The organism is Arthrobacter sp. AB6, assembly GCF_031844545.1.
In the GTDB taxonomy this organism is placed as follows: Bacteria; Actinomycetota; Actinomycetes; order Actinomycetales; family Micrococcaceae; genus Arthrobacter.
The window spans coordinates 42,987-55,929 of the sequence record NZ_JAUZVL010000002.1; the positions used below are offsets into that span (position 1 = coordinate 42,987).

At 66.1% G+C, this 12,943-nt stretch carries 8 protein-coding genes; 1 reads left to right on the forward strand and 7 read right to left on the reverse strand.

The window, feature by feature from the left end; all coding sequences use genetic code 11:
• Positions 1-54: 54 nt before the first annotated feature.
• From Q9R30_RS01590 to Q9R30_RS01620, 7 genes are all read right to left on the reverse strand, one after another.
• Complete coding sequence (locus Q9R30_RS01590; RefSeq protein WP_311216570.1) at positions 55-1,080, reverse strand: ATP-dependent 6-phosphofructokinase; 1,026 nt, start codon at positions 1,078-1,080, stop codon at positions 55-57.
• The gene (locus tag Q9R30_RS01595) at positions 1,077-4,262 is read right to left on the reverse strand and encodes an HAD-IA family hydrolase (RefSeq protein ID WP_311216571.1); all 3,186 of its coding nucleotides are present in this window, start codon (positions 4,260-4,262) and stop codon (positions 1,077-1,079) included. Before Q9R30_RS01595 ends, Q9R30_RS01590 begins: the two co-directional genes overlap by 4 nt.
• 42 nt (positions 4,263-4,304) lie before the next feature.
• Positions 4,305-6,719 (reverse strand): phosphoenolpyruvate synthase, encoded by a 2,415-nt coding sequence (gene ppsA, locus Q9R30_RS01600; protein ID WP_311216572.1) that lies wholly within the window; start codon positions 6,717-6,719, stop codon positions 4,305-4,307.
• Between the two features lie 108 nt (positions 6,720-6,827).
• Positions 6,828-9,383, reverse strand: a complete 2,556-nt coding sequence (locus tag Q9R30_RS01605) for a cation-transporting P-type ATPase (protein WP_311216573.1) — start codon at positions 9,381-9,383, stop codon at positions 6,828-6,830.
• On the reverse strand, positions 9,383-9,844 hold the full coding sequence (locus Q9R30_RS01610) for a universal stress protein (protein ID WP_104998137.1): 462 nt from the start codon (positions 9,842-9,844) through the stop codon (positions 9,383-9,385). The genes Q9R30_RS01605 and Q9R30_RS01610 overlap by 1 nt, the downstream gene beginning before the upstream one ends.
• 46 nt (positions 9,845-9,890) lie before the next feature.
• Positions 9,891-11,723: a heavy metal translocating P-type ATPase gene (locus Q9R30_RS01615; protein ID WP_396136685.1), complete on the reverse strand. Its 1,833-nt coding sequence runs from the start codon at positions 11,721-11,723 to the stop codon at positions 9,891-9,893.
• A 136-nt stretch (positions 11,724-11,859) separates the two neighbouring features.
• A complete protein-coding gene (locus Q9R30_RS01620) occupies positions 11,860-12,336 on the reverse strand; it encodes a pyridoxamine 5'-phosphate oxidase family protein (protein ID WP_311216575.1) in 477 nt (158 codons plus the stop codon).
• A gap of 141 nt (positions 12,337-12,477) precedes the next feature.
• On the opposite strand from Q9R30_RS01620, the gene Q9R30_RS01625 reads away from it, so the two are divergent.
• A complete protein-coding gene (locus tag Q9R30_RS01625; RefSeq protein ID WP_311216576.1) occupies positions 12,478-12,942 on the forward strand; it encodes a flavodoxin domain-containing protein in 465 nt (154 codons plus the stop codon).
• The last annotated feature ends 1 nt before the right edge of the window (position 12,943 follow it).

Here is a 12,943-nt window from a genome sequence, read left to right on the forward strand (position 1 = left end):
CCCGGGCAGGGCCAGGCACAGGCTCTCGAGCCGGCGGCCGAAGCTTCGAGCCGGTCAGCCGAAAAGGACTGCCGCCTCCCGGTACCGTTGTTCGGGAACCACCTTCAGGGTTCCAAGCGCGAGCTCGAGGCCCACGGTGACAATGTCAGTGCCGCGCAGGGACACCATGGTCCCCCAGCTACCGTTCGCTGTTGCTTCGACGGCGGCCATCCCCAGCCGCGTGGCCAGTACCCGGTCATAGGCGGTCGGTTCGCCGCCGCGCTGGATGTGGCCCAGAACGGTAGCCCTTGTTTCTATGCCGGTTGCTTGCTGCAACTGTTCTTCCAGCAGGCGGCCGATGCCGCCAAGCCGGGGCCGCCCGAAAGTATCAAGTCCGCGGGGTGCGTAAGGCGCTTCATGGCCTTCCGGTGTGAACGCTTCAGCCACTACCACCAGCGGCGCCCTACCCCGGTCCCGTGCCGACAGGACCCAGGCGGCGATTTGCTCCAGGGAGACCTGATGCTCGGGAATCAGGATCGCGTGGGCACCTGATGCCATCCCTGCATGCAGCGCGATCCATCCCGCGTTCCTGCCCATGACCTCCGCGATCATGCAGCCGTGGTGGGACTCCCCCGTGGTCCGCAGCCTGTCGATGGCCTGTGTTGCTGTTTGGACGGCTGAATCAAACCCGAAGGTATAGTCCGTTGCGCCGAGATCGTTGTCGATCGTTTTGGGTACACCCACCACGTTGATGCCCTGATCGGACAGTGCCCTTGCCGCCGCCAGGGTTCCCTCGCCCCCGATGGCGATCAGGCCCTGCAGATTGTTGCGCCGCAAGCTCTCACGCACTGCATCGCTTCCCTCGCCATTCAGCGGATTTGTGCGTGAAGTTCCCAGGATGGTCCCGCCCAGCCGCGAAATCCCCCGGACGCTGCGCCGCGGCAAAGGAACCACGTCCTGTTCCAGGACACCCCGCCAGCCGTCCCGGAACCCCAGGAACCCATAACCGTGGACAATCTCCCCTGCCAGTACGGCGCCGCGGATCACGGCGTTCACCCCAGGGCAGTCGCCGCCACTTGTCAGGATCCCGATCCGCTTCATGATGCGGCTGAACCGTGCACCGGAAGGGGAAGCCGAAAGGTCCTGGCCTGGCCTGGCATGAGTGCCGCTTTCCTGCCGTTCACCCGCACGCTGATGGGCGCGGCGTCTCCGGCCGCCGACGCAATGCGCATGCGCCCGTCCTTGAGTTCGATGTTCAACTGATGACCCCTGTAGTGGACCCTGAAGGCGACGGACCGCAGGCCAGTGGGCAGGTTGGGGGCGAAAACGATGGTGTCGCCACTCAGCCGCAGGCCGGCGAAACTGCGCTGGATGACATCGATGCTGCCGGCCATGGCGCCCAAGTGGATGCCCGCCCGCGTGGTGCCATGCTGGGTGTCGTCGAGGTCGGCGTCGAGCGCTTCGCGGAAGCTGTCCCATGCACGGTCGGCGTCCAGCGCTGCAAGGACGGAAGCGTGGGCAACCCGGCTCAGCGTGGATCCATGGGCAGTGCGGGCGAGGTAGTACTCGATGGTCCGGTTCAGCTGGCCCGCGGTGAAGGCGTATCCAAGTTCGGAAAGAAGGCTGATGAGTCCTTCCTGGCCCAGCAGGTAGGGCAGCATCAGGACATCAGCCTGCTTGGCAAGCTTGTACCGATTGATATTGTCCGCTTCTGCTTCCAGGATCAGGTCGAGCCGCTCGATGCTTTCATAGGTTTCGCGGTATCTTTCCCAATCGAGTTCTTCGAGCTTTTCATATCCGGCAAACTGGCTGATGACGCCGTCAGAGTGGAAAGGGATGAACATGGCCCGGCCCACCTGTTCCCATCCAGCCGCTTCCCCGCCGGTGATGCCCAGTCTTTCCGTAAGGTCGGCGAGTTCGTTTGGGTGGAAGGTGCCGATAATCTCCGCAGCCCGAAGGCAGACCCAGGCACCCATTGCGTTGGTGTAGGCATTGTCGTCTACCCCGGGTTCATCGTTGCCCGGATACCCCGTGTGGTACTCATCCGGTCCGACGACGCCACGGACGTGGTACCGGCCGGTGTCCTGGCTGTACTCTGCCCGCGAGGTGAAGAACCGGGCTATGTCGATCACGAGTTCGGCGCCCTTCCGCAGAAGCCAGGCTTTGTCGCTGGTGGCCTGGAAGTACTGCCAGACGTTGAAGGCCACGGCGAGTCCTGCATGCAGCTGCATATGTGAATGGTCCTTAACCCATCTGCCGGATCTGTCGTTGTACAGCCACTTAGGCGTTTCTTCCGTACCGTCACTCCCGCTTTGCCAAGGGAACTTCGCGCCGGCCAGGCCCAGGACGGCAGCTGAGTGGCGGGCGGCAGGAAGTCTCCTCCAACGGTATTCGATGAGGGCGCGGGCAACATCCGGGGTCCTGGTTGTCAGGAGGGGCAGCACAAACAACTCGTCCCAAAAGACATGGCCCCGGTATCCCTCGCCATGGAGCCCCCGGGCGGTGACACCCGCATCGAGTTCTGCTGTATGGCGGGTGAGGGTCTGCAGCAGATGGAAAATGTGCAGGTTGAGGACCAGCCGCACCTGCACCGGAGCCTCTATGTCCACCAGGAACGGACGGAGTTCGTGCCTCCATGCTTGCTCGTGGGCGGTTAGAAGGGAGTCAAGGTTTCCGCCGCTGCGGACCAGCACCGCCTCTGCTGCGGAGGCCGTGGAGGAAATCGCGCGGTCCCGCGAGGTCACCACGGCCACGGTCTTGCTGATCCTTGTTGGAACTCCGTCCGAAAGGTTTACCGGGAACATGTGGAAGTGAAAGGCGCCCATGCTGCCCCGTTGTCCGGCGACCGGTTCCCCGGACACGCTGGTGCGGTAGGCCGCTGCGATCCGGATCAGGCTCTGGGTTGTTTCAGCCTCGACAACGGATATATCGTCCGGCCGATGCTGCAGGCCTCTGCCGGCCGGGGTCCGGTCAACAAGGTGGATGCCGGGGCTGGACGCCGGTTCCGGGATATTTGCGTTCCTGACACCGGCATCAACCCCGCTGCGCACTTCCATGGCGCCGCTCCAGCCCAAAGGCGTGATCTTCGTTTCGAGGGCCAGCAGGTGGGGCTCGGCCATGGACACGAACCTGGTCTGGACGACTTCCATGCGCCGCTTGTCCCCCGTTTCCAGCAGGAGCCGCCGCTCCAAAACCGCCCGTTGAAGATCCAGGCTGCGGCGTTCGCGGAGAACAACCATGCCTCCCGCCGACCACCATTGTCCGTCCGCCGGCCGCAGGTCAAGGGGAAGGCAATCGGGGGCGTTAACCATGTGTTCTTCCACGAGGACTTCGTCGGCGACTTTGGCCGCAACACGGTTGAAGACGCCCGCCAGGTACATACCGGCATACCGGGCGCTGCCGCCGCCCTCCGGGGCGGCACCCCTGACGGCCAGGTAGCCGTTGCCCAGGGTGGTCAGCGCTTCGCGATGCCCCTCGTGCCCGGCATCGAAGCCCTCGTAGACGAGTTGCCAGGGATCGCCCAGGACGAGGCCCAGGTCCAGTTCGCCGACGTCGTTGAGGACCGTGCCTGCACCGGCAGCTTCGAGTTCCCGCCTGGTGCCGCTCCGGTCAATGCCCACCACAAGGCCGAACCCGCCCCGTCGTGCGGCGAGGACCCCTGCCACCGAGTCCTCTATGACCACGGCGTGCGACGGCGAGACACCGAGGCGGAACGCAGCGGCCAGGAAGACGTCAGGAGCGGGCTTTCCCCGCAATCCAAGGCTAGCTGCAGCAGACCCGTCCAGGATGACGCCGAAGGAACCCGGGATGCCCGCTGCCTCCAGCACGGAACTGGCATTGCGGCTGGATGTGACCACGCCCATGAGGATGCCGGCGTCGGACAATGTCCGGAGTAATTGCATGGTTCCGGGGTAAGCCTGGACCCCGTCGTGCCTCAGGTGCTCCAGGAAAAGGCGGTTCTTCAGGGCCCCCAGGCCGAAGGCTGTCCAGGCCCCTGGTTCGTCCCGCTCGGAGCCGCGTTCAACCCGCACGCCCCTGGACGCAAGGAATTTCAGCACGCCTTCCTCCCGGGGAAGGCCGTCAATGTAGGTGCGGTAGTCGGCTTTGGTGAGGGGGGACCGGTCCGCAGCAGCGGGCACCCGGGGATCCAGCAGGATCTGGTCGAAGGCCTCTTTCCAGGCGGACTGATGGACCAGCGCCGTGTTGGTGACCACGCCGTCCAGGTCGAAGATGACGGCGTCAAAGGGCGGCTTGGCGGCAGCTGCGGTGGGCGACGCGGTCATATGACAGTGCTATCAGCCGGCCGTCCCCCCGGGACAGTGCCGTTAGGCCTGTCTGCCCAGCCGCTGCTCGGCTGCGGCGATGACGGGCAGGGCCTTCAGGAACGTGTCCGGGTTCAGCGAGATGGAATCAATGCCGCGGCCTATCAGGAACTCGGCCAGGTCCGGGTGGTTGCTGGGGCCCTGGCCGCAGATACCTATCTTGATGCCGGCGGCATGTGCCTTCTCGATGGCCTGGGCAATCATGGAGCTGACGGCGGGGTCCCTTTCGTCGAACAGTCCGGCCAGCTGTTCCGAGTCGCGGTCTACGCCCAGGACCAGCTGGGTGAGGTCGTTGGAGCCGATAGAGAAGCCGTCGAACCGCTGGGCGAACTGATCCGCGAGGACCACATTTGAAGGGATCTCGCACATCATGTAAAGCTGCAGGCCGGCACTGCCCCGCACCAGGCCGTGCTCCGCCATCGCAGCGATGACCAGGTCCGCTTCCCCCACGGTGCGGCAGAAGGGGACCATGACGATGACATTGGAGAAGCCCACCTCTTCCCGCACGCGCTTGAGTGCCTTGCATTCCAGGGCAAAGCCTTCGCGATAGTGCTCGCTGTAGTAGCGCGAAGCACCCCGGAAACCCAGCATCGGGTTTTCTTCCGGAAGCTCAAAGGAGCTGCCACCAATCAGGTGGCTGTATTCGTTGCTCTTGAAATCACTGAGCCGGACTATCACCGGTTTGGGGTGGAAGGGCGCTGCTATCTTGGCGATGCCGGTGGCCAGCACGTCAATGAAGTAATCCTTGGGGTCAGCGTAGCCGCTGGTCAGTTTCCGGATGAGCCCAGCTTCCTCCGGGTCTGCCACCCGCTCAGGATGCACCAGCGCCATGGGATGGATGCGGATGAGGTTGTTGATGATGAATTCCATCCTGGCCAGCCCCACTCCCGCGGCCGGCAGGCGCCACCATTTGAAGGCTGCGGCAGGACTGCCGATATTGACCATGACGTCCGTGCCGGTGGCGGGAAGCGCTTCCATGTCCACGTCCTCCACGGCATACGCCAGGAGTCCTTCGTACACGCGGCCTTCTTCGCCTTCCGCGCAGGACAGGGTGATCGGGTCACCGTCAGGCAGGGTTTCGGTTGCGTTGCGTGTTCCGACGACGGCGGGCACGCCCAGTTCCCGGCTCACGATCGCCGCGTGGCTGGTGGGTCCGCCGTGGTCCGTGACGATGCCCGCTGCGCGCTGCATCACCGGAACCCAGTCCGGATCCGTCATCCGGGTCACCAGCACCGAGCCGTCAACGAACGATTCGATGTCCTTCGCGTCCTGGATGACGCAGGCCTGCCCGTTGGCGATGGCATCACCGATGGCTGCCCCTGACGCCAGCACGCGCCCCGGCTGCCGAAGGTGGTACATGCGGAACGTCGAGCTGCTGCGCTGGGCCTGGACTGTCTCCGGCCTGGCCTGCACCATGAACAGTTCGCCCGTTACCCCGTCTTTGGCCCATTCCATGTCCATGGGCCGCCCGTAGTGTTCCTCCACGGCAACGGCCCAACGCGCCAGCAGGACAACGTCCTGGTCGTTCAGTACCAGGGTCTCCTGCTCCCGTTGGCTCGTTTCCACCATCCGGGTCCTGGCGTTTCCCCCGAGGCTGTAGACCATCTTGCGTTCCTTTGCGCCACGTTCCCTGTCAATCACGGGGCTGAAGCGGGCATCGGCAAGCAGCGGTTTGAACACCTGGTATTTGTCCGGGTTGATAGTGCCCTGCACTACCGTCTCACCGAGCCCCCAGGCGGCGCTGATAAGCACGGCCTGCGGAAAGCCGGACTCCGTGTCGATCGAGAACATGACCCCCGAAGCGCCGACATGCGAGCGGACCATGCGCTGGACACCCACGGACAATGCCACCTCGAGGTGATCGTAGCCCTTCATTTCCCGGTAGCTGATGGCGCGATCGGTGAACAGCGAGGCGTAGCAGTTCCGGCAGGCGTCGAGGACGGCGCGCTCCCCCGCCACATTGAGGAACGTCTCCTGCTGGCCCGCGAAACTGGCGTCCGGCAGGTCCTCCGCCGTGGCACTGCTGCGGACCGCAACCGCAACCTTGGGCTGGCCGGCGCGGCGGCAAAGGAGGCGGTAGTGTTCGTCGATTGCCTGCCCGGTGTTCTCCGGAAAAGTAGCTGACAGGAAAAGTTCCCTGATGGCCGCCCCGGCCTGGCGCAGGGTGGCCCGCCCCGCGCGGTACTCCCCGATGTAGGCCCGGATGCGCGGCTCCAGGGCGTTGGCTTCCAGGAAAGCGCGGTAGGCAGCAGCGGTGGTGGCGAACCCTTCCGGGACCCTCACGCCGGCCGAGCGAAGGGTCCGGCTCAACTCGCCGAGGGAGGCGTTCTTTCCCCCCACGGACGCTATGTCCCCCATCCCGGTGTCTTCGATCCATATGACGTGGACATCGGCAAGGGGGTTTGCGGGAGGAGCCATGCCTTGATTCTGGGCCGTGGCGGAAGATACCGGGCAGAGTCTTTGGTCCCGAGCCCCTCCCCTGCCCCTGGAAAAGCCCATGCCGGCCCGCACCAGGGCATGTCCCTGTCACCTGTGGCTTGAGCGGCCCCTGATGCGCTTGTAGGCCCAGTCCGCGGCCAGGACGGCAGGCACTGCCAGCACGGCAACGAGCAGCCCATCAGGCGTCGGCGGGGCCTGCCCCAGCACGGCGGCGAGCTGTGGAATGAACAGGCAGGCCGCAAGCACAGCCAGTTCAGCCAGGACTGCCCATGCCAGGAGCCTGTTTGTGCCCCAGCCCAGCCGCCAGGGCGGCAGGGTTGCACTTCGGCACGCAAAGGCGTTAGCCAGCTGGCCCAGCACCACAGCTGTGAAAGCGGCACCTGATGCAGCCATGAGCAGCCCGGGCTCCGGAGTTTCGCCACGCGCCCAGCCGCCGCCGAAGAGCACTGCGGAGAACGCGGCCATTTCGAAGGCCGCCTCCACCGGTCCCAGTACACAGAAGACCCGCACCATCAGTTTCCGGTCCATGAGGTGCCGGCGTTCCGGCGGCCCGGCCAGCACGCGTTTGCCCGGCTGTTCAGCGCCCAGGGCGAGGGCCGGCAGCAGGTCGGTTCCGATGTCCAGGGCAAGGATCTGCAGCACGCCGAGGGCCAGGGGAAACTGGCCGCCGGAGAGCGCCCAGACAACAAACGGGGTCAGCTCCGCCACGTTGTCCGTGAGGTGGTAGGTAAGGAATCTGTGGATGTTGGCGTAGGTGGCCCTGCCCTGTTCGATGGCGGCCACGATGGTTCCGAAGTGGTCATCGAGGAGGACCAGGTCGGCCGCTTCGCGTGCAACATCGGTGCCGCTTAGGCCCATGGCCACCCCGATGTCCGCTTCGCGCAGGGCCGGGCCGTCGTTCACACCGTCTCCGGTCATGGCCACCACGTGTCCCCGGGACTGCAGCGCCCTGGCAACCCGCAGCTTCTGCTCCGGGGAAACCCTGCTCACCACCACCCCGTCGCGGTCCAGGAGCGCGCCCAGCAACTGCTCATCGTCCGGGAGCTCCGAGCCTTCCAGCACGCGCTCCGGGACCCCCATCAACCCGATCTCACGCGCGATCGCCGCAGCCGTACCCGGATGGTCACCGGTGATCATGGCGAGTTTGAGCCCTGCATTGCGGGCGGTACGGATGACCTCGCCCACGTCCGGCCTGGGCGGATCATGAAGGCCGATCAGTCCGAGCAGTTCCAGGCCGTCTTCGATCTCCTCCGCCGGGAGGGATTCCCAGCGGGCCGGGGCGCGTTCCAGCCTGCGCCGCGCCACTGCGATGACACGCAGCCCCCGGGAGGCCATCAGCTGGACCTGTTCCCCTACCGGTTCGGGCACGGCGCCGCAGAGCGGAAGAACCGCTTCCGGGGCGCCCTTGCAGAACAGGTCCTGTCCGACGATCGCCGATTCCCGCCGTCGTACGGGATCGAAGGGGAGCCTGCGTGAAGGCACCCTTCCGTCACCTGCTGCCCCTGTCAGCCGCCGTGCCAGCACGTCGATGGCCGCTTCCATCGGGTCGCCGGAGGCCCGCCACTGTCCTTCGTGCAGTTCGGCGCGGCCTTGTGAGGCGGCCAGGGCCGCGAGCGCAGTTTCGGCGGCTTTGTCCTTTCCCTCCCCCTGGACTGTGCCCTCGGGGCTGTAGCCGTCGCCCGCTATGTGGACGTGTCCGTGGGAGGTGAAGACCTCGACGGCGTTCATCCTGTTCTGTGTGAGGGTCCCGGTCTTGTCGGTGCAGATGAACGTGGTGGACCCGAGGGTCTCAACGGCTTCGAGGTTGCGGACCAGCGCATTGCGGGCGGCCATGCGCTGGGCGCCCATTGCGAGGGACAGCGTCACCGTGGGCAGCAGGCCCTCCGGAACCAGGGCGACGGCAACGCCGATGGCGAAGAGGAAGGAATCACGCCATTGGATGCCCACCAGCAGCGATACCAGGAAGAAGAGGGCGGCGATAGCCAGGGCAACGGACGCCACCACCCGGACAATCCGGCGCAGTTCCAGGGACAGCGGAGTGGGTGGGGAGACGGCTCCGCTGGTCAGGAGCGCGATCCCTGCCAGGCGGGTTCCGAGGCCCGTGGCGGCAACGGCGGCCTCCGCATTGCCGTTGACCAGGAACGTTCCTCCCCAGGCAGGATCGCCGCCGGCTTTCGGCACCGGCTCGCTTTCCCCCGTCAGCATCGATTCGTCCACGGTGCAGGACGCTGCTGTGACCAGCACGACGTCGGCGGGAACGCGGTCTCCGGCGGCCAGCAGCACGACGTCGTTGACCACCAGTTCACTGGCATGGACTTTCCGGACACGTCCGTCCCGCCGCACCAGTACGTCGGCCGGGAGCAGCGCCCGCAGTTTTGCCGCCGCGTGCTGGGCGCGTTCCTGCTGGATGTGGGCGAAAACGCCGTTGACAATCACGACGACGATAATCGCCACGCCCAGTTGCGGCATGTCCGCGAAGAAGGCCAGGGCCGCCGCGCACCACAGCATGATGGCGAAGAAGTGGGTCAGCTCCCCCCAGAGTTTCCGCCACTGCGGTACGGGTTTTTCGGTCGGAAGGAGGTTGGGTCCTGCCTGCTTCAGGAGGTCCGCGGCCTGGACCGAGGTCAGGCCAGCCGCGGTCATCACACGACGTCCGCCTCCTGGCCCACCAGGACCACCGGGCACACGGAGCGCGCGGCGCACGCCTTACTGACCGAGCCCATGGCGGTTCCGAGGAATCCTCCCTCCCCGTGCCGGCCGATCACCAGCAGTTGTGCCCGCCGGCTCTCCTCCACGAGGACCTTGCCCGGCGGCCCAAACTTCACTGTTACCTCGATATCTTCGGGCCGGTCGCCGGAGAATGCCCGTCCAAGGGCTTCCTCCACCAGGCGGCGGGCAGCATCCTCCAGCCTCGCCGTAAACTGGCGGTCGGCGCCTTCAAGATGGGGCAGCACCAGGTAGTCCGGCATGCCGATGCAGGTGATGACCTCCAGCCGGGCGCCCAGGCGTGCCGCGAGGGTACCCGCGTATCTCAGGGCAGCCGAAGAGAATTCCGATCCGTCGACACCCACAATCACGGGCTTGGACACTGTTTCTGCTTTCATATCCACCACGTTCCCTACTGGTGCAGGCCGTGGGAAGGGCCGAAGGTCACGCCGCCCTTTGCGCTATCAGCCTCGGCCATGGGCTTTTCGGTTTAGGTCCGTGCAGCGCCCTTAGCCCGTTCAAGATCGTGGCCAGGTCCACGAGTTCCTGCAGCAGGGCTCCGGTGACGGCCGGGATGTACCCGGTCATGGCAACAGCCATGAGCCCGATGCTGAGGCCGATTCCTGTCCAGATACTCACCAAGGCAACAGCTACGGTGCGCTTCCCGATGTCGACTGCCGCTGCAACTTTGGACAGGTCGTCCAGCATGATCACGACATCCGCCGACTCACTCGCGGCTGTAGCGCCTTTGGCTCCCATGGCTATCCCGACGTCCGCCGCCGCGAGCACAGGGGCGTCATTGACGCCGTCGCCCACCATCAGCACCGGACGCTCGCGCACGCGGGCCACCGCGTTGACCTTGTCCTCGGGGAGGCAGTCGGCCTGCACGTGCCGGATGCCTGCCTCCTCGGCAATGTGCGCCGCGGTCCCCCGGGCATCACCGGTCAGCAGCATGGTGTGCCGGATTCCCAGGCGGTGCAGCCGGGCAAGCGTCTCACCCGCGTCGGCGCGCAGCGGGTCCTTCATGATGAGGGCGCCTGCGTAGGTGCCATTGACACCCACGTAGACCGCCAGTTGGCCGCTGCGCAGGACGGCTTCCCGGAAGCCCGTGGATGAACTCCTGACCAATCCCGCTTTTCCCACCACCACCTTGTCCCCGCCGCAGAGGGCTTCCACGCCCTGGGTGGCATGTTCCGTGGCCTGGGAAACCGGCAGAAGGTCAAGGCCGCGCAGGGCGGCAGCCTCTATGACGGAGGCCGCCAGGACATGGGAAGAGTATTGCTCAGCCGAAGCGGCGAGCTGCAGGATCCGGGCAGGATTCATCGGCCCGCCCTCCTCCCCTCCCGGTGCAGCCTGGACCGTGTCCAGGACGGGGCGTCCGGATGTCAGCGTCCCTGTCTTGTCGAACACCGCGGTCCTGGCCTTGGCCAGCTGCTCGAGGGTCCCGCTGTTCTTGATGATGATGCCCTTGTGGGCGGCCTGGCTGGTACCGGCCAGGAAGGCCACCGGCGCGGCGATCAGGAGCGGGCACGGAGTTGCCACCACCAGGACCTGGGCGATCCGCACGGGATCCCCTGAAAGGAGCCACGCGGTTGCGGCCATGAGGACCGCGAGCGCGGTAAACGGTACGGCGTAGCGGTCCGCCAGGCGGACCACCGGGGCACGGCTGGACGCCGCCTCCTCCACCAGGGCGATGATGCGGCTGTACTGTGAATCGCCTGCGGTGGCGGAGGCCCGCATCCTGATGGCCGACTCGCCGTTGACGGAGCCGCTGAGCAGGAGGTCGCCCCGGACCCGCTCCACCGGCAGGCTCTCGCCCGTCAGTGAGGACTCATCCATGCTGGCAGCAGTGGACAGGAGCTCCCCGTCCACGGGGACCAGCTCGGAGGGGCGCACCACCAGCACGTCCCCCGGTACCACCTCGCCAACCGGAATGTCCTCGAGAACCGATCCGGTGGCCTCCCGGTGCGCGGATTGGGGAGCCCTGTCCAGCAGGGACCTCAGTTCGCGCACAGCGCGCCCCTGGGCGAAGCTTTCCAGTGCTTCCCCGCCCGAAAGCATGAGGATAACAACCAGCGCGGCGAGATACTCGCCAACCCACACGGTGCTGGCGATGGCCATCAGCGCAAGAACGTCGATTCCCCAGCGGCCCTCCCGCAGGGACCGGAACATTGACACTGCACGGCCTGCGGCGACGACGGCGGCATAGGCTGACGCACCGAGCCGGGCCGGCTGCTCCAGGCCGGACTGCAGCAGCACCGCCGTCACAGCGAGCATCAAGCACGTCAGTGCCACAAGCGGGTACAGCCGGATAAACCCGATGCCCCTGCCCGCCGGGGACGTGCGGGGCTCCTCGGGGTCCGTCGCCTGCCGAAACCCCAGCGACATGCCGGGCGCGGCGGCCGGCGTTCCCTCAGGCAAGACCCGCCCGCGCCGGGTCATCCAGGTGGCTCCACCACGTCAGCGGTGAGGTGATCTTGAAGCGCCGGCCGGTCACCGCCGTCGGAGTAATCCGCACGAAGTAGTCCTTGTGCCCGGCCTGCCAGGGAAAAAGGGTGAGGCCAACGCCAGTCATCAGGTCCGGGGACGGTTCAAGGACCTCCGCGTGACCCTTCACCTCGACGCTCCACGCGGTCCGCGTTCCCTGGCCGGTGCCGTCGGCTTCCAGGGCGACGGCGGCGGGCCCGGCGGCCGCGTGAAGTTTCGTTCCTTCTCCGGTGCGGAAGACCACCGATTCATGGTCCACCTTATAGTTCACGGGGAAGATTTCCGGACGGCCGTCCACCAGCACGGCGAGGTGGCCAACCGAAACCGTACGCAGGAGGTCCCAGCAGGCACTGGCACCAAGGTCCTCGACTGATGCGGCATCCCGTTCCGAGTTGTTGCGCATACTGCTGAAATTAATGCCTCCGGGCCGGCTGCACTAGGGCATTTAGGCTCTAAGGGCCTGTGGGTCCCCGGCAGGTGCCTCCAGCCCGGTCATGACTTTCGGCCCTGTCCGGCGGGCTCTGCTTCCCCCACGCTGGAAGGCATGAAAACTCTTGTCGTCTATGACTCCGCCTACGGCAACACCAAGACAATCGCCGAAGCCCTGGCATCGGGCCTGGGCCGCAAGGCTGCTGCTGTTCCCGTGGACCGTTTCGACGCCGGCTCGCTCAAGTCCGGAGATCTCCTGGTGGTTGGCAGTCCCATCAATGGCTGGCGCCCGACGCTCAAAATCACCCAGGCGCTCGCCGACCTTGCGGCCCGCGGACCTGCAGGGGTAAGGGCGGCAGCTTTCGACACCCGGCTCAAGCTGTTCATCCACGGGGACGCGGCCAAGAAGATGAGCCGGGCGCTGAAGGACGCCGGCGCCAGCATTGTCGCCAGCCCCATGGCCTTTTACGTCAAAGGCAGTGAGGGGCCCCTCCTTAAAGGGGAGGTTGACCGGGCAGTTGCATGGGCCGAAAAGCTTCGCGCCGGCCTGAAGGACAGGGGCAGCCTGGGGGACGCCTGAA

What these genes read in the sequence shown, in the direction of transcription:
- Q9R30_RS01590 (WP_311216570.1), bottom strand. Translation starts at nt 1,080, where the DNA reads ATGAAGCGGATCGGGATCCTGACAAGTGGCGGCGACTGCCCTGGGGTG.
- Q9R30_RS01595 (WP_311216571.1), bottom strand. Translation starts at nt 4,262, where the DNA reads ATGACCGCGTCGCCCACCGCAGCTGCCGCCAAGCCGCCCTTTGACGCC.
- ppsA (WP_311216572.1), bottom strand. Translation starts at nt 6,719, where the DNA reads ATGGCTCCTCCCGCAAACCCCCTTGCCGATGTCCACGTCATATGGATC.
- Q9R30_RS01605 (WP_311216573.1), bottom strand. Translation starts at nt 9,383, where the DNA reads ATGACCGCGGCTGGCCTGACCTCGGTCCAGGCCGCGGACCTCCTGAAG.
- Q9R30_RS01610 (WP_104998137.1), bottom strand. Translation starts at nt 9,844, where the DNA reads ATGAAAGCAGAAACAGTGTCCAAGCCCGTGATTGTGGGTGTCGACGGA.
- Q9R30_RS01615 (WP_396136685.1), bottom strand. Translation starts at nt 11,723, where the DNA reads ATGCTCGCTGTGACGGCGGTGCTGCTGCAGTCCGGCCTGGAGCAGCCG.
- Q9R30_RS01620 (WP_311216575.1), bottom strand. Translation starts at nt 12,336, where the DNA reads ATGCGCAACAACTCGGAACGGGATGCCGCATCAGTCGAGGACCTTGGT.
- Q9R30_RS01625 (WP_311216576.1), top strand. Translation starts at nt 12,478, where the DNA reads ATGAAAACTCTTGTCGTCTATGACTCCGCCTACGGCAACACCAAGACA.